Annotated in this window: 16 protein-coding genes and 3 pseudogenes; 8 read left to right on the top strand and 11 right to left on the bottom strand. The window is 76.2% G+C overall.

Translation table 11 applies throughout. The features are described from left to right. Nucleotides 1–266 precede the first annotated feature (266 nt). Complete coding sequence (locus tag BS72_RS28425) at nucleotides 267–893, bottom strand: nucleoside/nucleotide kinase family protein (RefSeq protein ID WP_037918044.1); 627 nt, start codon at nucleotides 891–893, stop codon at nucleotides 267–269. Between the two features lie 364 nt (nucleotides 894–1,257). Here BS72_RS28425 and BS72_RS28420 point away from each other — a divergent pair, with 364 nt between their 5' ends. Continuing rightward, nucleotides 1,258–1,452, top strand: coding sequence for a hypothetical protein (locus BS72_RS28420; protein ID WP_037914642.1), 195 nt, complete (start codon nucleotides 1,258–1,260; stop codon nucleotides 1,450–1,452). 226 nt (nucleotides 1,453–1,678) lie between these two features. After that, entirely contained in the window at nucleotides 1,679–3,412 is a 1,734-nt protein-coding gene (locus BS72_RS28415; protein WP_078901698.1) for a hypothetical protein, read from the top strand. Between the two features lie 84 nt (nucleotides 3,413–3,496). On the opposite strand, the pseudogene yczR reads toward BS72_RS28415, so the two are convergent. Beyond that, nucleotides 3,497–5,004 (bottom strand): annotated as a pseudogene (yczR, locus tag BS72_RS28410) (MocR-like transcription factor YczR). A 99-nt stretch (nucleotides 5,005–5,103) separates the two neighbouring features. Between yczR and yczE the strand changes: the two are divergent. Next, nucleotides 5,104–5,664: pseudogene (gene yczE, locus BS72_RS28405) on the top strand (membrane protein YczE); the annotation flags it as partial. Between the two features lie 415 nt (nucleotides 5,665–6,079). Further along, nucleotides 6,080–6,454 carry an RNA polymerase-binding protein RbpA gene (locus BS72_RS28400; protein WP_031517570.1) on the top strand — a complete coding sequence of 125 codons (375 nt, stop codon included), beginning with the start codon at nucleotides 6,080–6,082 and terminating at the stop codon, nucleotides 6,452–6,454. A gap of 433 nt (nucleotides 6,455–6,887) precedes the next feature. Here BS72_RS28400 and BS72_RS28395 read toward each other — a convergent pair whose 3' ends face one another. Then, nucleotides 6,888–7,478: a TetR family transcriptional regulator gene (locus BS72_RS28395; protein WP_037914638.1), complete on the bottom strand. Its 591-nt coding sequence runs from the start codon at nucleotides 7,476–7,478 to the stop codon at nucleotides 6,888–6,890. Between the two features lie 119 nt (nucleotides 7,479–7,597). Between BS72_RS28395 and BS72_RS28390 the strand changes: the two genes are divergently transcribed. Continuing rightward, the gene (locus tag BS72_RS28390; RefSeq protein ID WP_037914635.1) at nucleotides 7,598–8,509 is read left to right on the top strand and encodes an SDR family oxidoreductase; all 912 of its coding nucleotides are present in this window, start codon (nucleotides 7,598–7,600) and stop codon (nucleotides 8,507–8,509) included. Nucleotides 8,510–8,583: 74 nt separating this feature from the next. On the opposite strand, the gene fxsA is transcribed toward BS72_RS28390, so the two are convergent. After that, the gene (fxsA, locus tag BS72_RS32875; protein WP_078901696.1) at nucleotides 8,584–9,192 is read right to left on the bottom strand and encodes an FxsA family membrane protein; all 609 of its coding nucleotides are present in this window, start codon (nucleotides 9,190–9,192) and stop codon (nucleotides 8,584–8,586) included. 304 nt (nucleotides 9,193–9,496) lie between these two features. Here fxsA and BS72_RS28380 point away from each other — a divergent pair, with 304 nt between their 5' ends. After that, entirely contained in the window at nucleotides 9,497–10,264 is a 768-nt protein-coding gene (locus tag BS72_RS28380; RefSeq protein ID WP_037914633.1) for a DUF1345 domain-containing protein, read from the top strand. Nucleotides 10,265–10,398: 134 nt separating this feature from the next. Here BS72_RS28380 and BS72_RS28375 read toward each other — a convergent pair whose 3' ends face one another. The 5 genes and pseudogenes from BS72_RS28375 to BS72_RS28355 all read right to left on the bottom strand — a co-directional run bounded on the left by BS72_RS28375 (nucleotide 10,399) and on the right by BS72_RS28355 (nucleotide 17,396). After that, nucleotides 10,399–11,169 carry a polyprenol monophosphomannose synthase gene (locus BS72_RS28375; RefSeq protein ID WP_037914631.1) on the bottom strand — a complete coding sequence of 257 codons (771 nt, stop codon included), beginning with the start codon at nucleotides 11,167–11,169 and terminating at the stop codon, nucleotides 10,399–10,401. Then, complete coding sequence (gene lnt / locus BS72_RS28370; protein ID WP_037918036.1) at nucleotides 11,166–12,794, bottom strand: apolipoprotein N-acyltransferase; 1,629 nt, start codon at nucleotides 12,792–12,794, stop codon at nucleotides 11,166–11,168. Before lnt ends, BS72_RS28375 begins: the two co-directional genes overlap by 4 nt. A 980-nt stretch (nucleotides 12,795–13,774) precedes the next feature. After that, the gene (locus BS72_RS28365) at nucleotides 13,775–15,454 is read right to left on the bottom strand and encodes an amidohydrolase (RefSeq protein WP_037914630.1); all 1,680 of its coding nucleotides are present in this window, start codon (nucleotides 15,452–15,454) and stop codon (nucleotides 13,775–13,777) included. Between the two features lie 101 nt (nucleotides 15,455–15,555). After that, the gene (locus BS72_RS28360; protein ID WP_037914628.1) at nucleotides 15,556–15,996 is read right to left on the bottom strand and encodes an Lrp/AsnC family transcriptional regulator; all 441 of its coding nucleotides are present in this window, start codon (nucleotides 15,994–15,996) and stop codon (nucleotides 15,556–15,558) included. A 147-nt stretch (nucleotides 15,997–16,143) separates the two neighbouring features. Beyond that, nucleotides 16,144–17,396 (bottom strand): annotated as a pseudogene (locus BS72_RS28355) (D-arabinono-1,4-lactone oxidase). Nucleotides 17,397–17,999: 603 nt separating this feature from the next. Here BS72_RS28355 and BS72_RS28350 point away from each other — a divergent pair. Then, on the top strand, nucleotides 18,000–18,386 hold the full coding sequence (locus BS72_RS28350) for a hypothetical protein (RefSeq protein ID WP_051952054.1): 387 nt from the start codon (nucleotides 18,000–18,002) through the stop codon (nucleotides 18,384–18,386). Nucleotides 18,387–18,552: 166 nt separating this feature from the next. On the opposite strand, the gene BS72_RS39335 is transcribed toward BS72_RS28350, so the two are convergent. Continuing rightward, nucleotides 18,553–19,353: a PaaX family transcriptional regulator gene (locus BS72_RS39335; RefSeq protein WP_037914626.1), complete on the bottom strand. Its 801-nt coding sequence runs from the start codon at nucleotides 19,351–19,353 to the stop codon at nucleotides 18,553–18,555. Between the two features lie 382 nt (nucleotides 19,354–19,735). Between BS72_RS39335 and BS72_RS28340 the strand changes: the two genes are divergently transcribed. Further along, nucleotides 19,736–21,208 carry a carboxypeptidase regulatory-like domain-containing protein gene (locus BS72_RS28340; protein WP_051951777.1) on the top strand — a complete coding sequence of 491 codons (1,473 nt, stop codon included), beginning with the start codon at nucleotides 19,736–19,738 and terminating at the stop codon, nucleotides 21,206–21,208. A gap of 65 nt (nucleotides 21,209–21,273) precedes the next feature. On the opposite strand, the gene BS72_RS28335 is transcribed toward BS72_RS28340, so the two are convergent. Beyond that, entirely contained in the window at nucleotides 21,274–22,449 is a 1,176-nt protein-coding gene (locus BS72_RS28335) for an acyl-CoA dehydrogenase family protein (protein WP_037914623.1), read from the bottom strand. Between the last annotated feature and the right edge of the window lie 224 nt (nucleotides 22,450–22,673).

Here is a 22,673-nt window from a genome sequence, read left to right as displayed (position 1 = left end):
CGGCCAGGGGTATGTGCTCGGGTGTCAGCGGCGCTATGGCGACAGTCATGGTGGTCGCGGACGCTATCGGGGGCCGCGCCCCCAGGGCAAGGCGGGGTCGCCCGAACCGTACCGGCGGCACCGGACAGCCCGGGACGGGCGCCCGCGAAGCACCGCAAACCCCGGATCACCGCGGCTCCCGGGGCACCGCGGACCCCGGTCGGCGCGGGTCCGGCACCGGGAGCGCCGCCGCGGCCGCCGCGGACCGCGCGGGGTGTCCCCGGCGGTCAGCCGGCCCAGGCGGGGTGGCGCGGGTCGTCGGCGCGGACGAGTACGTCCGCGGCCTCCTCGGGCAGCGCCTCGCGCGCGTACCGGTCGTAGGCCGGGAGGGTCCACAGCTCTCCTGGCGGGGTGCGGCGGCGCAGCGCGCCAGGGGACAGGTGCAGGTGGACGGCCAAGTCCAGCGGCAGGCCCTGGCCGAGCAGCAGCGGGCCGTCCAGCAGGAGGACGCCGCCCGGCGGCAGGGTGGTGTACTCCGCGCGGGTGGAGCGGTCGGTGGCCGGGTCGCGCAGCGAGGGCAGCGCCCGACCGGTGCCGCCGGGGCCGAGCGGGTCGAGCACCTCGCGGCGCAGCGCCCCGGTGTCGAGCCACAGGTTGTAGTAGGCCTCGACGTCCTCGTGGCCGTACTCCAGCCGCAGCGAGGCCGGGCGCCAGAAGGCCGCCGCGCTGACCCGCAGGACGGGGTGGCCGAGCGCGGGCAGCTGCTCGGCCAGGGCGTCGGCGAGGTCCTGCGGGCGGGCGGCTGGGGCGCCGTCGACGGCCACCCGCCACCAGGGGCCGGGCGGGGTGCCGTCGGCGATCCGCTCGGCCAGGGCGCCGGCGAGCTTCGGCCAGGAGATGGGGGTCACGCGCACGTCCGCCATCCTGCCCGACCACCCGTCACGCCGGTACGGCACGCCCCCGGCGAACGGGGCGGGACGGTTGCGGGCCCCGGGAGCTCCCCGTCCGCCGGCCGCCCGCGCGTCACCTGGACGGCCCAGGCCGCGCCGGTTCCCGGACCGCTCCGGCCGTTCCGGCGGCCGTATGGCGGGCTCCCGCCGGGCGGGGCGCCGTACGGGTCCGCCCCGCCGCACGGCCCGTCCGCACCCGACCGGACCGACGGGTTCGCCCGCGCGCGGCCAGGAATCACCCGTTCGCCGCCGCGCGTGATCGAGGACTTTTTGTGAGCCTGGAACCACTCATGGTGACCGTCCCCATCACCTACAGGAGAAGAGCCCCATGATCCTGTCCATCTCCGGCGTCGTACTGCTCGGCGTCATCTGCTTCCTGTTCTTCCGCAAGGACGGCCTGAAGGTGTCCCATGGCGTGGTCTGCGCCCTCTTCGGGTTCTACCTCGCGGGTTCGGCCATCGCCCCGAGCATCACCGCGGGTGGGGCGAGTCTCGCCAGCCTCATCGGCGGGCTCAAAATCTAGGCCGTCCCGCGACGGCCACTCCTGCCCCACCCCGGTCACGGGCCCGGCAGCGGTCGCACACCGCCGCCGGGTCCGTGCCCGTTTCCGTTCCGCCGCTCCGGGTCCGCCGCGCCCGGCAGGCGGCGGGGGCCGGAAGACGGCCGGCGCGACCGCGCTCCCCCGTACCGCGCGCCGGCTGCCGCGCCGGAACCGATCCCCACACCCCCGAAACACCCATGGAGCATCCGTGGCCAGGCGTCCCCTCCCCAGCATCCTCAAGCCCCGGCCGTCGCTCGTGCGCGGCCGCGACCTCGCGCGCACCGCGGCCGACGGCGCCGGCGACGTCCTCCACCCCGTGATCACCATCGCCCGCGGCGTGCGCCGCCAGGCCGGGTGGGCGGGGACCTGGTGGGCCCGCACCCCGAAGGACCGGCGCGGGCCGGCGCTGGTGCTGGCCGCCGCGGCGGTGGTGATCGTGGCGATGATGCCGTACGGGCCGATCGCCGGGATCGCCGCGCTGCTGGTCTCCGCCGGGTGGATGGGGCGCGACCGCGCCGACTCCGCGGCGGACAAGGGCCCCACCGAGGCCGAGGTCGTACGGCTCCAGGCGCTGTACGAGGCGCTGGTCCCCTACCTCTCGGACGCCGCCGACCCGGCCCCGCTCTACGCCCACGACGGCGCCTGGGACCAGGCGTTCACCTCCTACGCCTTCCAGGACGGGCGGCTGGCGCGGCTGCACCTGCGCTACCCGGCGTACTTCACCGACGGCGAGGCCGAGTCGCGCGCCCGGGTGGAGCAGTTGCTCCACGCCAAGGCCGGGCGGGGGCGGGAGTACCGCTTCGACTGGAACGAGGAGGAGAACCACCTCACCCTCACCACCCTGCCGCCGCTGCCGACCGACGTGGCCGCGCAGCGGTTCGTCACCGCCCCCGGCGAGATGGTGCTGGGCTTCACCGACGACGCCGCCGTGCAGCGCACCCTGCCGGTGGCGGTGCCGGCCGGCGGCCGGGAGAGCGCCGCGGGCGCGGCAGGCGGGGCCGCGGGCGCCCTGCGGGACGCTCCGCCGGTGGTCTGGCGCACCGGCCCTCGCTCCACCGAGCCGCACCTGCTGGCGCTGGGCCAGCCCGGCACCGGCACCACCACCCTGCTGCGGTCCATCGCGCTCCAGGCGCTGGCCCACGGCGACGTGGTGGTGGTCGACGGCAGCGGGACGGGCGAGTACGCGTGCCTGGCCGGGCGGCCGGGCGTGCTCGCCGTCGAGGACGGGCTGATGGGCGCGGCGGCGACGCTGGAGTGGGTGGCCCACGAGACCGAGCGGCGGCTGATCGCGGTCAGCCGGGCCCGGCAGTCCGGCACCCCGGCCCCCGACGACGCCCGCCGCCCGCTGTGGGTGCTGGTGGACCGGCCGACCGCGCTGACCCAGCTCGCGCACGCCGAGGGCAGCCCGGACCCGCAGGCGCTGCTGGACGTGCCGCTGCGGCACGGGCGGGCGGCGAACGTGGCGGTGGCGGTCGCCGACCAGCTGGACGCCACCGAGGCGCTGGCCGCGGTGGTCATCGCGCAGACCCGGGCCCGGGTGGTGCTCGGGGCGCTGGCCCCCGAGCACGTGCAGGCGGTGCTGGGGGCGCCGCAGCGCACCACGCCGGCGGCGGACGTGCCGCCCGGTCGCGGCTACGCCCGGCTGGGCGGCGGTCCGGTGCTGCGCCTCCAGGTGCCGGCCACGCCCGACCCGTACGACGAGGAGGCGCCGGAGCCCGAGCGGGCGGCCGTCATGGCGCTGCTGCCGCCGGACGAGGGCGCTTCGGGCACCCCGGAGCAGGAACCCGGGCAGGTGCTGCCGAAGACCCTGGAGCCCGCCGTGGAGGCGGCGCCGCAGGAGCCGCGGCCGGAGCCGGAACGGGTCGCCGAGCCGCTTCCGGAGGCGGTGGTGCTGCGCAAGGAGGCGGTGGTGCGGACCGTCGCCGACCTCGAACTGGGCTGACCGCCCGGCCCGGCCCCCGCCGGGCGGCCGAACCCCGGCGGGTGCGACCGGCGGGCGCGGCAGGACCCCGGCGGGCGGGTGCGGCTACGCGACGAAGAGGCCGGTCGGCTCGCCGTCCGCACCGCCCCCGGAGCGGACCAGGTCGGCGGCCTGGGCCAGCCGCGCGGCGGCCTCCTCCGCGACGGGGCCGCTGACCGTGAAGGGGACGCGCACGTAGGACTCGAAGGCGCCGTCGACCCCGAACCGCGGGCCCGACGGCACCCGCACGCCCAGCCGCTCCCCCGCCACGGCCACCCGGGAGCCGGAGACGTCGCCGGTGCGCACCCACATCGTCATCCCGCCGCGCGGGAGGGTGAAGCTCCACTCCGGCACCTGGGCGCGCAGCGCGGCGGCCAGGTCGTCGCGGCACTCGCGGGCGCGGGCCCGCCGTTCGGCGAGGGCCTGGTCCCAGTGGCCGCCGCGCAGCAGCCAGGCGACCGCGAGCTGGTCCACGACCGGGGAGGCCAGGTCGAGGTACGCGCGGGCGGAGACGAGCCGGCGCACCACGTCGGGGGTGCTGCGCACCCAGCCGATCCGCAGGCCGGCCCAGATCGCCTTGCTGGCCGAGCCGACGGTGATCACCGTGCCGCCCCGGTCGAAGGCGGCCATCGGCCGCACCTGCGACTCCTCGCCGTCGAGGGTGAGCTCGGCCATGGTCTCGTCCGCGACGATGACGGTGCCCGCGGCGCGGGCGGCCTCCACCAGGTCGCGGCGCTGCTCGTCCGAGACGAGGGTGCCGGTGGGGTTGTGGTAGTCCGGCTGGACGTAGACCATCCGGGGGGCGGCCTCGCGCAGCACCCGGCGCCAGGCGGGCAGGTCCCAGCCGGCCAGGCCGTCCCGCAGCGCCACCGGCACCGGACGGGCGCCGGTCTCGCGGAACAGCTCCAGGACGTTGGCGTAGCTGGGCGACTCCACCGCGACCCGCTCACCGAACCCGACCAGCCGCCGGGTGGCCGCCGCGATGGCGCCCATGGCGCCGGTGGTCACCATGATCTGTTCCGGCATGGTGGGCACGCCCCGGGCGGTGTAGCGGTCGGCGATGGCCTCGCGCAGCACCGGCAGCCCGGCGGGGAAGTCCCCGTGGGTGGCCGCGTAGGCCGGCAGGTCGGCGAGTGCGCCCCGCATGGCCTCGCTCAGCCACGGCTCGGGGGCGGGCAGCGAGGCGCACCCCAGGTCGATCACCGAGCCGGCGCTGTCCGGCGGCAGCGGCTCCAGGCTGCGCGAGGGCAGGACGTGGCCCTCGGGGATCGCCGTCCAGCTGCCGGCGCCGCGCCGGGAGCGGGCGAAGCCCTCCGCGCGCAGCGCCTCGTACGCGGCGGCGACGGTGGTGCGGCTGACGCCCAGGGCCATGGCCAGCTCGCGTTCGGCCGGCAGCCGCGCGGCGACCTGTACCCGGCCCTCAAGCACCAGCAGGCGCACCCCGTCGGCCAGCTCACGGTAGGCGGGGCCCGGCGGGCGCCTGGCCGGCCGCCGCCGCGGGCGTCCGCCACGGCTCTCGGGCGCAGCAGCCGGGCGAGATGGGCGGCACTCACCGAAGCGGTCCACTGGGGCATCAGTTCCAGTCCACCTTCCGTTGATTGGCCATGGTGCGAGGCCTACCACAGGCCACATAGTGACACGCACGATCATCCGGCCGCCAGGGGGGTCCTTCCGTGCTGCGTCGCCTCTTCCGCCTGTACACCGGCCTCGTCCTCTACGGCGTGAGCGACGCGCTGCTGGTCCGCGCCGCACTCGGCCTGGACCCCTGGGACGTCCTCCACCAGGGCCTGGCCATGAGGGTGGGGCTGGGCATCGGCACCGTCTCCATCATCGTCGGTGCCGTGGTGCTGCTGCTGTGGTGGCCGCTGCGGCAGCGCCCCCAGCTCGGCACGCTCTCCAACGTGGTGCTGGTCGGTTCGGCCGTCGACGCCACCATGGCGCTGCTCCCCTACCGCCCGGAGCTCGCGGTGCGGGTGCCGCTGCTGCTCGCGGGGGTGGTGCTCAACGGCGCGGCGACCGGCCTGTACATCTCCGCCCGGTTCGGGCCGGGCCCGCGCGACGGGCTGATGACCGGGCTGCACCGCAGGACGGGCCGGTCGCTGCGGCTGCTCCGCACGGGTATCGAGCTGGGGGTGCTGGCCGCCGGTTACCTGCTGGGCGGCGGGGTAGGGGTGGGGACAGTGCTCTACGCGGTGGCGATCGGGCCGCTCGCCCAGTTCTTCCTGCACCGGTTCGACGGACGGGCACGGGAGGAGGCGGCGCGGGCGGCGCACGGCGGGCGGTCCGGCGGCAGCCGGCCCCCGCCTCCGTTCCGGCGGTGGGAGCCGGTTCCGCGGCATGTGCGGAGGTTGTCCGGGAACCGCCGGAAGCCTCGGCAGTGGACCCGGTTTAGCCCTTGGCGGTGCGGACGGGTAGTGTACGCGGTTGGCCCAGCCAGCTGACCGTCACTGCACGCAAAAACTGCCCCGACCCCGGGTGACAAATCCGGACAGGTGTGACAAATCGGATGTTGCTGGGTACAAACAGGGGCGACACGACGGGCGACGCAATCCCTTAACGGGAATCTTCACCGCCGACCGGACGTTGACCGGATGACGACGACAGCGACACCTGTCCTGTGGGCGACCATATGCCCGGGAGGCACGATTCATGAGTGAGCGAGCTCTCCGCGGCACGCGACTCGGGGCCACCAGCTACGAGACGGACCGCGGCATCGATCTGGCACCGCGCCAGACCGTTGAGTACGCATGTAGGAACGGCCATCGATTCGAGATGCCGTTCTCGGTGGAGGCCGAGATTCCGCCGGAGTGGGAGTGCCGCGCATGCGGCCAGACCGCCCTCCTGGTGGACGGAGAGGGCCCTGAGGAGAAGACGACGAAGCCGGCGCGCACGCACTGGGACATGCTGATGGAGCGGCGCACGCTGGAGGAGCTGGAGGAGGTGCTGGCCGAGCGGCTGGCCGTCCTGCGCTCCGGTGCCATGAACATCGCGGTGCACCCGCGCGACAACCGCAAGACCGCCTGATCCGTCTGATCGGCCGAAGCCGAGGCTGAGGCTGTTCAGGCGCCGGGCCCGCTCCGTCGCGGGCCCGGCGGCCCGGACCCCGCACCCGCCGCGGTGCGCACTGGGCCCGCACACCCTTTCCGCCCGGCCGGAGCCCCGCTCCGGACCGGGCGCCCGAGTTTACGGACCCGGTCGGCCCTGCCTTCACGGCGGGCCGGCCGGGCCGTCGCGCTGCCCGGATCCGCGGTCGCCGCGGCCGCCCGGTCCCGGATGCGCGAGGTCCCGGCTCAGGCTCGCGGCGGACGGCCCCGCGCGCTCCGGACGCCGGTTCCCCGGGCAGGTCGTGTACGGCTCGCGGTGGTCCCGGTCCCGGCCTCGGCCTCGGTCACGCGAAGCCGCCGTACCGAGGCGGGCCGGATCGGGCTCCCCTCTCGACGAGCCGTTGGCGGGCGGCTCAGCTTCCGGACCGCGCCCGCGCCGACGGGACGGGCCCGGAGAGGGCGCGCAGGTCGTCGAACGCCTCCAGGAGGTGCTCGTCCAGGCTCCGCGAGGGGTCGTCGATCCAGTCCTGGGCCGCCTGGTGGAAGGCCGCCCACCCGGTCCGGGCGGCCAGCCCGGCCAGCCGGTCGGCGACACCGCGCTGCCGCAGCGCCTCCGCCATGGCCTCGGTGACCGAGGTGGCCTTGGCCAGGTCGCGTTCACGGAGCGCCGGAGTCGCCGCGATCAGCCGGAGCCGGGGTTCGGCGAAGGGGCGGTTGCCCTCAAGGATTCCTTCGGCCTTCCGGAAGGCGCCGAGCAGTACGTCGAGCGGCTGGAGGCCCTCGGGCGCCTCGGCCACCGCCTGCGTCAGCGCGGCGCGCAGATCCGACTCGCCGTCGAAGAGCACCTCGCGCTTGTCGGGGAAGTGCCGGAAGAACGTGCGCTCGTTGACTCCGGCCCGGGCGGCGATCTCGGCCGTGGTGGTCCGGTCGAACCCGCGCTCCTGGTACAGCTCCAGGGCCGCCTGCTGAAGGCGGCGACGCGCTTCTGCTCCGCTCCGTGGCACGGACCGAGGGTACCGCACACGCCGGTCACCGGCGCTTCTTGACGCCAGTGACTGGCGCTACCTAGAGTCGCGACCGGCGCTGCGTAGCGCCAGTCACTGACATTCAGCGGGAGATTGCCATGCGTGTCTTCGTCACCGGCGGTTCCGGTCAGACCGGCCCGGCGGTCGTCACCGAACTCATCAGGGCCGGCCACCACGTCACCGGCCTGGCCCGCTCGGACGCCGCCGCCGCCCGGCTGGAGTCGCTGGGCGCCACACCGCACCACGGATCCCTGGACGACCTCGACAGTCTGCGCAGCGGCGCCGAAGCCGCCGACGGCGTCCTCCACATGGCCTACGGCGGCGACTTCTCCGACCTCGACGACATGATGCGGCGCGACCGGACCGCCATCGAGGCCCTCGGCCGGCCGCTGGAAGGCTCGGGCAGGCCGCTCGTCGTCACCTCGGGCACCCTGGTCATGCCCGCCGGCCGGGAGAGCACCGAGCGCGACGAGCCCGACCAGGCCGGGATCGCCGCCTTCCGCATCGCCGGCGAGCGGGCCTGCCTGGGCTTCGCCGCCCGGGGGGTGCGCGCGAGCGTGCTCCGCCTCGCCCCCACCGTCCACGGCCCCGAGGACCACGGCTTCATCCCCATGCTCGTCGCCACGGCGCGGAAGACCGGCGTCTCGGCCTACGTCGGCGACGGCGCCAACCGGTGGCCCGCGGTGCACCGGTCCGACGCCGCGGTCCTGTTCCGCCTGGCGGTGGAGAAGGCGCCCGCGGGCAGCGTGCTGCACGGAGTGGCCGAAAGCGGCGTCACCTTGAAGAGCGTCGCGGAGACGATCGCCCGCGGCCTGGACCTGCCCACGGCGTCACTGACCCCCGAGGAGGCCGCCACACACTTCGCGAGCCCGTTCATGGCCGTCGCCTACGGCTTCGACGGGCCCGTCTCCAGCTCCGGCACCCAGGAACTGCTCGGCTGGTCGCCCACCCACCCGACCCTGCTCGACGACCTGGAACACGGCGACTACCTGGCCGCGCCGGCCGCCTGACCCGCTCACTCCCCCACCGCGCGCCCGGACGCCCGGCAGCAGCACGCGGCGGCGCCGAACCGGGCTCGGGGCGGTCAGGGGCGGTCGCGGTCGACGACCTCGCCCTGGATGACCTTGCCGCCGCCCGAGGAGGGGCCGCCCGGGTTGCCGCCGGGGAACGGGCCACCGGGGAACGGGCCGCCCTGCCGCGGGTCGCCCGGGCCACGGGGCGGGAAGGCGTCGACGGGGACGCCCCGGCGGCGCATGGCGCGGTCCACCAGCCGGCCGGCGAGTCGGCGGGTGGGCGGCGCGAGCAGCAGCAGCGCGGCCGCGTCCGAGAGGAGGCCGGGCACCATCAGCAGCAGCCCGCCGAGCATGGCCAGCCCGTTGCGCCCGTCCTTGTCCGGCGCGACCGGCGGCGTGCCCTGCTGCTGCGCCGCCACCGACGCCGTCAGGTTCCGCCAGGCGCTGCGGCCCGCCCGCTTGACGGCCGCGGCCCCCAGCACGAACCCGGCCACCAGGATGAGCAGCACCACGAGGCCGCTGGTGGCCTGGGCCACCAGCACCAGCAGCCAGATCTCCACCACGGCCCAGGCCGCGATGGACAGCGGGACCACGGTGCCGAGGCGCGGGCGGCGAGAGCGTCGTGGCGGGCGCTGCTCCTGACGCTCCCCCGGGCGCAACGGGGGCGGTGTCGTCGTCATACCCCCAAGTGTGCCAAAGAGCGGGTAAAGGCCGGACGGCGGTTCCCCGCCGGCGGTGGACCCGGCCGGGTTCGGCGGCAACGATGTCACGCGTGACGCACGAGGAGCCCGCACAGGGCATGGACCTGCCCGGTACGGCGGCGAACGCCCCGGACCGCCCGCTCGCCGCCGTACCGGCTGCCGCCCCACCGCCGACCGCCGCGCCGGCAGCCGTACCCGCCCCCGCACCCGCCGCACCGCCGCCGTCCGGCGGGGCGGGCGGGCACCCCGCCGGAGGCGGCGGGCCGGGCACGGCGCCGGGCCGGTGGCGAACGGCCACGGGCACGCGGACGTCCTCGACAGCCGGCTGGCCCGGATCGAGTCCCTGCTGATGGCCGCGCCGCGCGCCGGCTCCGAGTGGGCGGGCCGGGAGGCGCTGCCGGCCTGGCGCCGGGTCACCCAGGGCGAGACACGGTGGGCCGTCACGGCCTCGGTGGCCCTCGTACTGGTCGTGCAGTCCACGCTGCCCGCCCGCTTGGTGGTGCACCCGCGGCCGCTCCTGCCCGCGGTGGAGTTCGCGCTGCTGGCCTGCCTGGTCGCCCTCAACCCGCACCGGATCGAACGCCGCTCGGCCGCCTACCGGGCCCTCAGCCTGGTCTTCACCGCGGCGACGGCCGGCGCCAACCTCTACGCGGCCGTACGGCTGGCCGTCGACCTGGTGCACGGCCGCAGCCACCTGGCGGCGGGGGCGCTCCTGCTCACCGGCGGGGGGATCTGGCTGGTGAACGTGGTGGTCTTCGCGCTCATCTACTGGGAACTGGACCGCGGCGGGCCGGTCGCGCGCGCCGGGGGCGTCAGGCAGGTACCGGACTTCCTCTTCCCGCAGATGCAGGCCCCGGAGCTGGCCCAGCCGGACTGGGAGCCGGCCTACTTCGACTACGTCTACCTGTCCTTCACCAACTCCACCGCGTTCAGCCCGACCGACGTGATGCCGATGACCCGCAAGGCCAAGGGCTACATGCTCACGCAGTCGGCGGTGTCCCTGGTCACGGTGGTGCTGGTGGTGGCGCGGGCCGTCAACATCCTCGGCTAGGACGGCGGCTGATCCCCCGGACACCCCCGGACCTCCCCGACCCCCTGCCGGTCCCCTGCTCCCCCGACCGGGGGGCGGCCGGCCGGGGGCCGCCCGCCCGGCTCCGGCTGCCCGGCTCCGGCTGCCCGGCCCCGCTACGGCAGCGGGCGCCGCCCGGTGATCTTCTCGGCCCGGGAGGAGACGCCCCACGTGGTGACCCGCCACAGCGCCTCGGCGACGATGTTGCGGCTCATCTTGCTGTCGCCGCGCTCGCGCTCGACGAAGGTGATCGGCACCTCCACCACGTGGAAGCCCGCCTTGACGGCGCGCCAGGCCAGGTCGACCTGGAAGCAGTAGCCCGCGGAGGCCACGTCGCCCATCCCCAGGCCCTCCAGGGTGCCGCGGCGGAAGGCCCGGTAGCCGCCGGTGACGTCGCGGATGGGCACGTCCAGCATCAGCCGGGAGTAGGTGCTGCCGCCGCGCGAGAGGATCTCGCGGGACTTGGGCCAGTTGACCACGCGCCCGCCGGGAATCCAGCGCGAGCCGAGCACCAGGTCGGCGCTCTTCAGCGCGGTGAGCAGCCGCGGCAGCTCCTCCGGCTGGTGGGAGCCGTCGGCGTCCATCTCGACCAGCACGTCGTAATCGCGGTCGATGCCCCACTGGAAGCCGGCCAGGTAGGCGGCCCCCAGCCCCTCCTTGCCCCGCCGGTGCAGGACGTGGACGTGGTCGTCGGCGGCGGCCAGTTCGTCGGCGAGCTTGCCGGTGCCGTCCGGGCTGTTGTCGTCGGCGATCAGGATGTCCGCCTCGGGCACGGAGGCGCGGACCCGCGTGACGATCGGCTTGACGTTCTCAGCCTCGTTGTAGGTCGGGATGATGACCAGGACCCGGCCGAGCGGCTCGAAGCTTCGCTGCTCGTCGTCGTTCACTGCTGGGATCGCCCTTTCGCCGTGCGGGTGCGCTCGATCCTGCCGATCGCGACCGCGGCCGCACAGGACAGGAGCCCCACCATAGCGAGCGTCCACTCCGGTGCCGCACCGACGCGGTCCGCAAGGGTCTTCCCGTCCCGCAGCGGGATGTCGGCGCTGAGCACCGCCTGCGTGAACTCCTTGGTGCGCTGCTCGACCTTCCCGTCGGGGGCGACGACCGCGCTGATGCCGCTGGTGGCCGCGATCACCACCGCGCGGCCGTGCTCGACGGCCCGCAGCCGGGACATCGCGAGCTGCTGCTCGGGCTCGCCGGTGCGGCCGTAGGTGGCGTTGTTGGTCTGCACGACGATGGCGCGGGCACCGGCGTTCACGGTGTCCCGGACGATGCCGTCGTAGGCGACCTCGAAGCAGATCACGTCGCCGAGCCGGGCCGGGCCGATCTGGAGGACGCCGGTGTGGTCGCCCGGGTAGAAGTCGCGCGGGATCTCGTCGAGCATCGGGACGACCTTGGTCAGCTCCTCGCGGAAGGGCACGTACTCGCCGAACGGCACCGGGTGCTGCTTGGTGTACTGGGCGCCGGGGCCGGAGAGCGGGTCCCAGACGATGCCCTCGTTCATCACGTGGTCCTGGTCCGGGCCGTCGACGAGGGTGCCGACCAGCACCGGCACCCCGACCGCCTGCACCGCCTCGGTGATCTTGGCGTACGCCTGCGGGTACGTGAACGGGTCCAGGTCGGAGGAGTTCTCCGGCCACAGCACGAGGTCCGGCTTGGCCACCTTGCCGGCCTTGATGTCCGCGGCCAGCTTGAGGGTGGCCTGCACGTGGTTGTCGAGGATCTTCATCGGGCGGCCGAGGAAGTGCATGCCCGGCTGCTGCACGTTGCCCTGGACGACGGCGATGCGGACGTGCCCGGCCGCGTCGGTGCGCACCGGTACGAACAGGCCCGCGCACAGGACCGCGGCGGACAGCACCAGGCCGGCCGCCCCGACCAGCACGGCCCGGGCCGACCGCCCGCCGGGCCGCCACGCGAGACGGGCGGCGGCGAGGACGGCGGCGGCCAGCAGGGTGCCGCTGAGAGCCACCGCGAACGACACCAGGGGCGCGCCGCCGAGCGCGGCGAGCGGGGTGAAGGGCGAGGACGTGTTGGCGAAGGCCAGCCGGCCCCAGGAGAAGCCGCCGAACGGCAGCCGGTCGCGGACCAGTTCCTGCGTCACCCACAGGCAGGCGCACCACAGCGGCCAGGCGCGGCGCCGCAGCACCGGCACGGTCATCGCGGCCATCAGCACGAAGTAGACCGCCTCGACGGCGGCCAGCACGACGACGGCCAGCCACGTCACCGAGCGCAGCCACACGATGAGCCAGAGGAAGAAGGGAAAGGCGAACGCGAAGCCCAGCCAGGCGCCCTGACGAACCGTCCGGCCCCGCAGCAGCAGCGTCAGAGCGGCGACGGAGGCGACGGACAGCGGCCACACCCCGTAGGGCGGGAACGCCGCGGCCATCGCCAGCCCGGCGCCCGCCGCGACGGCGCTGCTGGGCGCGGCCCGCCGGGCGGTGGCCGCGAAGCGCCGCCGCCGGCTCGGGCGCGCGGCCGCGGGGTCCTCCCGCGCGGCCCCGGGGTCCGGCACTTCGGGCGCCGCCTCCCCTGGCGCCGCCTCCGCGGGCTCCTCACCCGCGGCCGTCCGTCCGCGTTCCTCGTCCGCGACCCGCTGAGCGGACTCGGCCGGCTCCTGCGGCTCGACGGCGCTGCCGGGCGCGGAGGGCGCCGCGGGGGCGTTCGGGGGGCGCAGGCGCACAGTGCTTCCTGGGGTTCCTCGGGGACTTGTGAAGGTGACCGTACCTCCTGTTCCCCGAGGATTCCCCCCGGGGGCGGCAAAGCCCGGCCCCTTTTCCCCACCCGCCCCACGGCTCCCCGCGCCCCCGCGATCCGATCCTCGCGGGCGCGCCGCGGCCCGGGCGCCCCGGACCCCGGACGGAGCCCGGGAGGAGCAGGCGGGCGGGCGTGCCGGCCGGCCGGTCGGCCGCGCGCCTCAGACGCCCGCAGGCGAGGGGGCGGCGGACACGGAGGCCGGCGAGTCACGGAGCCGGGCGGACGCGGAGAGCGGCGGGCCCGGAGAACGCCCGGTCCCAGAGGCAGGCGGGCCCGGAGAACGCCCGGTCCCAGAGGCAGGCGGGCCCGGAGCAAGGCGGACGCAACGGAATGGGCCCGGACGCCCTTCGGGCCGACCTGGGAACCGCTGGCTGCGATCCGCGCCGAGGCCGTTGTCTACTGGGCGTCCGGGCCCTTTCCGGGTCACACCTGCGGATCGGGCTGCAGTCGCCCCGCGTTCCCGCGTCGCGGCGCTGGACCTGGCTGCCAGTGGCGGCGCGCGGTGGCGCGGCGCCCCATGGCCCAGCGGTGGCCGACGCGAACGCGGGGCAGCCCCCGGTCCGACGTCCTGTGGTGGACGTCGCCGAAACTACTCGCCTCCGACCAGCGGCTGTCAACACCGGTGTGACCTGCGGATATCCGACAAAGCGGCAGGTCAGTGACGAGGTGGACGCAAGCGGGCGACACGCCGCCGCCCGCCGACGGCACACCGTTCGGGCGCATCCGCAAAAGCCCAGCTCACCCGTTCGGCGGCGGGAACAGCGGGCGGCCCGCGACCACCGTGCGGAGCAGCTCGGGCAGCTCCGCGCCGGGGCTCAGGTCGGGCAGTCCGGGGGTGCCGGAGCGGGGGTCGGTGGACCAGTTGGCGACGCGCTCGTCGGGGGCCTGGACGACGAGGTCGCCCACCCGCCACACCGCGTAGTCCGCGGGCGCCCCGGGCACCAGCACGCCCGCGTCGTCGCGGCCCACCGCGCGCCAGCCGCCCCGGGTGTGGGCGTGGAAGGCGCCGCGGGCCGAGATCCGGTGCTCGGGGGTGCGGTGGAAGGCCGCGGCGCGGACCGCGCCCCAGGGGTCGAGCGGGGTGACCGGGCTGTCGGAGCCGAGCACGAGGGGCACGCCGGCCCGGGCCATGGCGGCGTAGGGGTTGAGGGCGCGGGCCCGTTCGCCGCCGAGCCGGGCCGCGTACATGCCGTCCTCGCCGCCCCAGGTGGCGTCGAAGGCCGGCTGCACCGACGCGATCAGGCCGAACTCGGCGAAGGCGGCGATCGTCTCCGGCGAGAGGAGTTCGGCGTGCTCCACCCGGTGGCGGAGGGCCCGTACGCGGCCGGTACCGGCCTCCTCGGCCGCCGCGCGGGCTCCGGCGGCCACGGCCGCGGTGGCGGCGTCCCCGATGGCGTGGAAGCCCGCCTGGACCCCGGCACGGGTGCACACGGCAAGGTGGCGGGCGACGGTGTCGGCGTCGAGGTAGGTGGTGCCGGTGTGGGGGGCGTCGGCGTAGGGGGCGCACAGGGCGGCGGTGTGCGAGCCGAAGGAGCCGTCGATGAAGAGGTCGCCGCCCGCGCCGACCGCGCCGAGGTCGCGCAGCCGTTCCAGGTCGGCCTCCTCCAGCATGGGCTCGGCCCAGTAGCCGTGGACCCGGGGGCCGGGCTCCTGTCCGGCCAGGGCGAGCAGGGCGGTGAGGTCGTCCTCGGAGGAGATGTCCGGGCCGGCGCACTCGTGGACGCTGCCGATGCCGCGGGCGGCGGCGTGCCGCAGGGCGGCGCGCTGGGCGGCGGCGCGCTGGGCGGGGGTCACGGCCGCGTGGGCGGCGGCCCGCACCGCGTGGTGGGCGTCGCGGGTCAGCGGGCCGTCGGGGCGGAAGCCGGGCAGGTCGCGGATGCCGGGTACGAGGTCGAGCAGGGCGGTGGTGGCGACGGCGGAGTGCACGTCGGCACGGGCGAGGTACAGGGGGCGTCCGCCGGTCGCCGCGTCGAGTTCGGCGCGGGTGGGCGGGCGGCCCTCGGGCCAGGCGGTCTCGTCCCAGCCCTGGCCGAGGAGGACCCGCTCGCCGGGGTGGGCGGCGGCGTGCGCGGTGGTGCGGGCCAGGGCGTCGGCGAGGGAGCCGGACGGGGAGAGGTCGAGCCCGGTCAGCGCCAGGCCGGTGCTGGTGGTGTGCACGTGGGCGTCGGTGAAGGCCGGCGTGACCAGGGCGCCCTCCAGGTGGACGACCTCGTCGACGCCGTCGGCGAAGGAGTCCGCCGCGCCCTCGGAGCCGACCCAGGCGACGGTGCCGCCCTCGACGACCATGGCGGTGGCGAACGGGTCGGCGGGGCTGTAGACGAAGCCGCCGCGCAGCAGCAGGGTGCCGGGCGGCGGGCCGCCGGGTGGCCGTCGGGGTTCCGGGGTGTCGGTGGCCGCTGCCGCGGAGGTGGTGCGCATACCGCCCAGTCTCCCCCGGCCCCGCCGCCGTCCGCGCGCAGGGGTGGCGGGCGGGCCGCGCGGGCCGCCGGGGCCGCGGCGGCCGCGCCCGAGGGGCCGGCTCAGATCCGCGGCGGGCGGGCCTCGTACGCGGTGGAGAGCACCACGGTGGTGCGGGTGGAGACGCCGGCGAGGGTGCGGATGCGGCTGAGCAGGTGCTCCAGCTCCATGGGCGCGGAGACGCGGACCTTGAGGATGTAGTTCTCGTCGCCGGCCACGCTGTGGCACGCCTCGATCTCGGGGACCTCGGTCAGCCGCTCCGCGATGTCGTCGGGGGCGCTCGGATCGAACGGCTTCACCGAGATGAAGGCGGTCAGCGACAGCCCCACCGCGTCGGGGTCGATGACCGCCGCGTAGCCGCGGATCACGCCGCGCTGCTCCAGCCGGCGCACCCGCTGGTGCACGGCGGACGTGGACAGGCCGGTGGCCTTGCCCAGGTCGGTGTAGCTCATCCGCCCGTCGGCGACGAGCAGTTCAACGATGCGACGGTCCAGCTCCTCCACGGATCGACCTTACCGGTCCGGCGCGCGGAGCGGTACGCCCGCGCAGTTCACGGCCGTTCGCGGCCGTTCGCGGGCTCCGGCGGGCGGTCCGCCGCCGCCCGGCGGAGGGGCCGGTCCGGGGCCGGTCCGAGGAGGGCCGTGGGGGGGTCAGCCCTCCAGGAGGCGGTCCAGGTAGGCGTTGCGGAAGGTGCCCCGGGGGTCCATCCGCGCGGCCAGCGCGCGGAAGGAGTCCATCCGCGGGTACAGGGCGCGCACGGTGGCCGGGGCGGTGGTGAAGAGCTTGCCCCAGTGCGGCCGGGCTCCGAAGGGGGCGAGCGCGGCCTCGACGCGGCCCAGCACCGGGGCGACGGCGGCCTCGTCCTTGACCAGCGTGAAGTGCAGGGCGACGCTGTCGCGGCCGTAGGCCGGGCTGAGCCAGAGCCGGTCGGCGGCGACCGTGCGGACCTCGCAGATCTGGAGCACCGGCGCGATGGCCTCGCGCAGCCCTGCCAGCGCCCGCAGCGCGTCGGGGGCGTGCTCGCGCGGCACCAGGTACTCGGCCTGGAGCTCCTCGCCGTTGCTGGGGGTGAAGTCGGGGCGGAAGTGCGGCAGCCGCTCGTGCCAGGGGCCCGGGGTGCCGTCCTGCGGGGTGCAGTGGACGGGGTCGACGCCGGGCACGGGGTGCAACGGGCCGGGCGCGGGGGCGGTCCACGGCAGGTCGGGGTCGGGGCGCCGTCGAGCTGCTTGAGCCAGACCTGGCCGAACCGCTCGGCCCGCCAGTCGGTGAAGAGGCTGACGCTGTAGGCGGCGCCGGTGATCCGGTCGAAGTGGTCGAGGGCGTCGGCGAGCGCGAGCCCGGTGCGCACCCGCTGGCGGACCTGGAAGGAGGGCACGACGTCGAGGGTGAGGTGGGTGGCGACGCCGAGGGCGCCGAGGGCGACCACCGCGCCCTCGAAGGTGTCGCCGTCGGCCTCGCGGGTGAGGGCGGTGGTGGTGCCGTCGGCGGTGACCAGTTCGACGCCGCGTACGGCGGTGGCGAGCGACCCGTTGGCGTCGCCCGAGCCGTGGGTGCCGGTCGCGACGGAGCCGGCCACGGAGATGTGCGGCAGGGAGGCGAGGTTGGCCAGCGCGAAGCCGCGCGCGTCGAGCGCGGCGGCGAGTTCGGCGTACCGCACGCCGGCCGCGACCCGGACGGTGCCGGCGGCGGAGTCGACGTCGATCTCGGGCGGCAGCCCGGACAGCTCCACGAGGTCGCCGTCGGTGTCGGCGGCGGCGTTGAAGGAGTGGCCGCTGCCGAGGGCCTTGACCCGGGTGCTTCCGGCCACGAGGGCGCGCAGTTCGTCGACCGATGCGGGGCGGTGCGCGCGCGCCGCTCCGAAGGTGAGGTTGCCCGCCCAGTTGCTCCGCATGGTCCGCCCCATTCCCGCCGGGTTCCCGGCTGGCGCGCCAACCTTCCTGGTCGCGCGCGTCCCAGAACCCTAGTACGGGGTGCGGGCCGGAGCGGATCGGGGGCGCCCGGGCGCACGCTGGGGGCGCGCCCCCAGCGCTTCCCTATCATGTGACGAAGGCCACACCAGGGCCGCCCCCTGGGTGCGGTGTGGCGTGATTACCCGCGGAGCGCGACGGGAAATCCTCGCTAAGGCCGAGCAGGCCAGGCAGCCGGGCCGGGCCGGCCCAACGCCAGGGCATAACCCAAGGGGGAGCGCAGTATGCGTAACCATGTGCGTCACAGCCGCGGTGAGCGGACCCAGCCGGCGTTCGAGGAGGGGCACGAACGCGGGACACCCGCCGCCTCCGCCTCCCGTGACCGCCGGGTGTCCGGCCTGCGCCCCGCCCGCGAGGGCGCCGCGCTGTCGCAGGTCACCGGCCCGGCGGACGGGTCCTGGGCGTTCGGCGGGCGCGGCGCGTTCGGCGCGTTCGGCACCGGGGTGCCGGAGGGCTTCGACGACGACGGCGAGGCGGAGCTCGACCACTCCGCCGGATTCCCCGGTTTCGACGGTGCCGACGGTTTCGACGGCGACGACATCGAGGACGCGGAGGACGCCGGCACCGCCGAGGGCTTCGACGACGACGCGGACCTGCTGCGGGTGACCTGCCCGGACTGCGGCCGCCCGATCACCGTACTGGGCGACGGGGATCTCCTCCCCCAGCACGCCCTGTGCCCCACGCCCTGGGACCCGTTCGGCCTGACGGTCTGCGCCGGTTCGGGCCGCGCGGTCGCCGAGGCCCTGCCGCAGGTCGCCGACGTGACCGCGACCGCGCGGCGCGAGGGGGCCGACTTCGGCACCCTGCTCACCCTGCCGGCCGGGCTGGACTGGCGTACCCAGCCGTTCTCGCACGTCGGCGGCCCCGGCTCGCGCCCGATGCGGCTGCCGGCGCAGCCCGTGCGGACCCCCCACCTGGCGGCCTGACCCGCTCTCCCCCGGCTGCCTCCGGCCGGACCGGACCAGGACGGCCCAGGACGGCCCGCTCCTCCAACGACGCGCGCACCCGCCCCGCCGGCGCCCGTGCGGCCCGTCCGCACCGCACGGGCCGCGCGGGCGGGCCCGCGCGCTCGGGGGGTTCGGCGCCCGGGCGTCAGGCGCTCGCGACGAGTTCGTCGGCGAAGGCGTGGGCCGGTTCGCGGGAGTGGGCGAGCGATTCGAGGAACATCGCGCGGGCCGCGCCGCCGTGCCAGTCGGCGGGCAGCAGCTCGGGCGGCAGGTCGGGGTCGGTGAAGACGATCGGGCGGAAGTCGTGGATCAGGGTGACGCGCTCCGTCAGAGCCGTCCGGCCCGCCGTGCCGCCGCCGCGGAGCGCCGCCAGCGCCGGGGTGTGCGCCGCGAGCAGTGACGCGTAGGCGCGGTCCAGGGCCGCCAGGTCCCAGGCCCGGGCGGCGATGCTCCGATCGGCCTCCGGCCCGGCGGCGTCGGAGCGGAAGACGTCCAGCCTGACGGCGGGCTGATCGGCGAAGGCGGCCAGGACGGGCTCCGTGCGGTCGTGCGGGTTGACCCACAGCGCCGGGGAGAGCGCACCGAACCCGTGGCGGGCCAGCTTCCGGCGCAGATGCTCCCGGAGGAGCCGTTCTGTCTCGGGCACCGAGTAGGTGACGAGGTGCCAGCGGCCGTCCCAGGGTGCGGGCGCCCGGCCGAAGATCCGCTCGCCGCGCTCCTCCAGCAGTTCCCGGCCCGCGTCGGTGAGCGAGTAGACGGTCTCCCTGCCCTCCCGCCGCGCCGCGAGCAGTCCCTCCTTCCGCATCCGCGCCACGACCACGCGGACGGTCGTGTCCGGGATGCCGAAGCAGGCCATGACGGCGACCAGTCCCCGCAGCCGCACCTCACCGGTGCGGTGCCGCAGGTAGTCGCCGAACAGCTCGAAGACCAGCTGCCGTGGCTTCACTTCCGCGTCTCCCAGGTTCGCGTCGGACCGAGGCCGCCGGTGGACGGGCCCTCCGGCATTCTCCCGCAGACCCGCGCAGCGTGTGTGTCACCCTGACTACGGCCGTCGTACTATTGACACACATGACGCCCGGCCCGCCGCGCCGACCGTCCCGACGGCACGTCCCGACGGTCGGCGGCGCACACCGGGCCACCCGCCGCGGCCGGCGAACCGGCTGCCCGAGAGCACGGACACGCATGCACAAGGAACACGTCCGCCCGGCCCCGCAGGCCCCGCCGACCGCCGGCCCCGGGTACGCGCTCGCGGGGGCCGTACGCGCCCCGCGGCCCACGGCCCCGGCGGCGTACGCGGCCGCGTCCACCCCCGCGCCGCGGGTGGGGCGATGACCGAGCCGTCGCACGCCGCCCCCCGGATACGTCCGGGCCGGACCCTCGCGGAGACCCTCTGGTTCCCGGCGGCTCTCTTCCTCGGCTTCCTCTTCTGCTTCGCCCCGGCGCTGCACTCGCCGGCACCCCACCACGCCCGGGTCGCCGTCGCCGGCTCCGCGTCGCAGGTCGCCTCGGACCTGCGGCGGCAGTACCCCGGCGGGTTCGAGGTCTCCTCGGTGTCCGACGCGGCGGCGGCCCGGCAGGCGGTGCTCGACCGTGACGCGGCGGCGGGCCTGGTGACCGGCGACTCCCCCGTGCTGTACGTGGCCACGGCGGACGGGGCGTCGCTCTCCCAGAAGATGGGCGCGATCATGACCGCGGTCGCCGCCGGGCACGGGCAGAAGCTCACCGTGCGGGACGTCGTCCCCACGACCGCCGGAGACCCGCTGGGCACGTCCGCGGTCTACCTCGCCATCGCCTGGAGCGTCCCCGGCTACCTCCTGGCGACGGCGCTGCTGCGGGCCGTCGCCTTCGACCGGCGGCGCAGGTTCCTCGTCGTCCTCGGCGTCGCCGCCCTGTTCAGCGCCGCCGGCTCGGCCGTCAGCGCGGGGCTGGGCTACCTGCCCGTGACGCCGTCGACGATGGGCATCGCCTTCCTGCTCACCACCGCCGTCGCCACCGCGGCCTCGGGACTGGCGCCCTTCACCCGGCAGTTCTTCCCGGCGGTCGGCATGGGGATGTTCATCGTGCTGAGCATCCCCACCAGCGGCGGGCCCGCCCCGGCGCCGCTGCTGCCGCCCGTCTTCCGGTTCCTGCACTCCGTCATGCCGCTCGGCAACGCCGTCGACGCGCTGCGGGGGACGGTCTACTTCGACGGGGCGGGGACGCTCAAACCCGTCCTCGTCCTGCTCGGGTGGATCGCGGCCGGCGCCGGCCTGATGGCCCTGGACGCGCTGCTGCACCACCGCCGCGACGCCCGGGACGCCGCGCGGCGGGACCTCGCGGCGCGGGAGGGGGTCCCGGACGTCCCGGACGTCGCGGAGATCGCACAGAGCGCGGGCTTCGCACAGAGCGCGGAGAGCGCGGGCTTCGCGGAGCCCGCGGAGCCGCCGGCGGACGATCCGGCCCTGGACTATCCCGCCCCCACAGCCCTGCCGGCACACCGCCACCACTTCGGGGAACGCGAACCGGACCTGGTGGGCACCGTGCACGGCGCCGGTCTCGGTCCCGTCCGCCACGCCGCGGTCACCGTCGTGGACGGCCACGGGCGCCGGCTGGTCCGGACCACCACCGACGAGGACGGCGGGTATGCGCTGGCCGGGCTGCCCGAGGGCCACCTGATCATCATCGCGTCCGCGGCGGGGCGGACACCCGCGGTCCAGCGCAGGCACCTGCGACCGGGAGCGGTGGTCCAGGCCGACTTCGCGCTGGACGGAGCGACCGGAGTTGCCGGAGCGACCGGAGCGACCGGAGCGACCGTGTCCTGAGCCGTACGCCCCCGGCCCGACGGGGCCCGAGGCGGCCGGGTGGTACTCCGGCCGCCGCGGCGGCGTCAGGCCGCGGACTCGGGGCCGAGCAGTGAGCGGGCGACCACCACCCGCTGGATCTGGTTGGTGCCCTCGACGATCTGGAGCACCTTCGCCTCGCGGAGGTAGCGCTCCACCGGGAAGTCGGCGGTGTAGCCGTACCCGCCGAGGACCTGGACGGCGTCGGTGGTGACCTGCATCGCCGCGTCGGTGCAGAAGAGCTTGGCCATGGCCGCCTGCCGGCTGAACGGCTGCCCGGTGTCGCGCAGCCGGGCCGCCGCGAGGTAGAGGGCGCGGCCGGCCTCGATCCGGGTGGCCATGTCGGCGAGCAGGAACCTCAGCCCCTGGAAGTCCCCGACGGGACGGCCGAACTGGCGCCGCTCCCCGGCGTACGCGACGGCCGCGTCGAGGGCGGCCTGGGCGACGCCGACCGCGCAGGCGGCGATGCCGAGCCGGCCCGCGTCCAGGGCGGCCAGAGCCAGGGCGAAGCCCTGGCCCTCCTCGCCGATCCGCCGCTCGTCGCCGACCACGACGCCGTCGAAGTGGACCTGCGCGGTGGGCGACCCCTTCAGGCCCATCTTGCGCTCGGGCGCGGCCGCGCTCAGACCGGGGGCGTCGCCGGGCACGAGGAAGGCGGACACGCCGTGGGCGCCGGGGCCGCCGGTACGGGCCAGCACGGTGTAGAAGTCGGCGACCCCGCCGTGGGTGATCCACGCCTTGGTGCCGTCGATCGTCCACCGGTCGCCGGAGCGTACGGCCCTGGTGGTCAGACTGGCGGCGTCGGAGCCCGCACCGGGTTCGGACAGGCAGTAGGCGCCGAGGAGTTCGCCGCCGAGCATGGCGGGGAGGTGGTCGGCCCGCTGCTGCTTGCTCCCGGAGCCGGCGAGCGCGTGGCAGGCCAGGGTGTGCACGCTGACGCCCAGGCCGACCGTCAGCCGGGCCGCCGCCAGCTCCTCCAGCACCTGGAGGTAGACCTCGTAGGGCTGGCCCCCGCCGCCGTGCTCCTCCCCGTAGGGCAGGCCGAGCAGGCCGGAGCGGCCGATCAGGCGGAAGGTCTCGCGCGGGAAGCGCCCTTCCTCCTCCTCCGCGGCGGCCGCGGGCGCGATCTCGCGCTGGGCGAGGTCCCGGGTGAGCGCCAGCAGCGCGCGGGACTCTTCGGTGGGCAGCTGCCGGACGACCGGCGGGGGGCCTTGCTGCGGCATTGCGGCACATCCTCCCTGGTACGGGTGGGCGGCGGTCCGGGCGCCGGGTTCGGCGGCCGTCCGAGGTGGGTGGCCCCGGGCACGGCCGACCACCCCCGTTCCGGGTCGCGGGAAGGGTGATCGACGGGTCCGGCGAATGGAGTATGCCCAAGAGCGCGGGCGGCTACCACACGTATCCGGACGGTCTTCACCCCGATTCCGTCGGCCCGGGGAACGGCCGCGGG

Source organism: Actinacidiphila yeochonensis CN732 (assembly GCF_000745345.1).
Taxonomy (GTDB): Bacteria; Actinomycetota; Actinomycetes; order Streptomycetales; family Streptomycetaceae; genus Actinacidiphila; species Actinacidiphila yeochonensis.
The sequence above is the reverse complement of the archived record's forward strand: the minus strand, read 5'-3'. Positions and strand labels throughout refer to the sequence as shown.

Bases quoted from the DNA above. Each gene is read 5' to 3' on its own strand.
- BS72_RS28420 (WP_037914642.1), top strand. From the start codon at position 1,258: ATGATCCTGTCCATCTCCGGCGTCGTACTGCTCGGCGTCATCTGCTTC.
- BS72_RS28400 (WP_031517570.1), top strand. From the start codon at position 6,080: ATGAGTGAGCGAGCTCTCCGCGGCACGCGACTCGGGGCCACCAGCTAC.
- BS72_RS28340 (WP_051951777.1), top strand. From the start codon at position 19,736: ATGACCGAGCCGTCGCACGCCGCCCCCCGGATACGTCCGGGCCGGACC.
- BS72_RS28390 (WP_037914635.1), top strand. From the start codon at position 7,598: ATGCGTGTCTTCGTCACCGGCGGTTCCGGTCAGACCGGCCCGGCGGTC.
- BS72_RS28365 (WP_037914630.1), bottom strand. From the start codon at position 15,454: ATGCGCACCACCTCCGCGGCAGCGGCCACCGACACCCCGGAACCCCGA.
- fxsA (WP_078901696.1), bottom strand. From the start codon at position 9,192: ATGACGACGACACCGCCCCCGTTGCGCCCGGGGGAGCGTCAGGAGCAG.
- BS72_RS28335 (WP_037914623.1), bottom strand. From the start codon at position 22,449: ATGCCGCAGCAAGGCCCCCCGCCGGTCGTCCGGCAGCTGCCCACCGAA.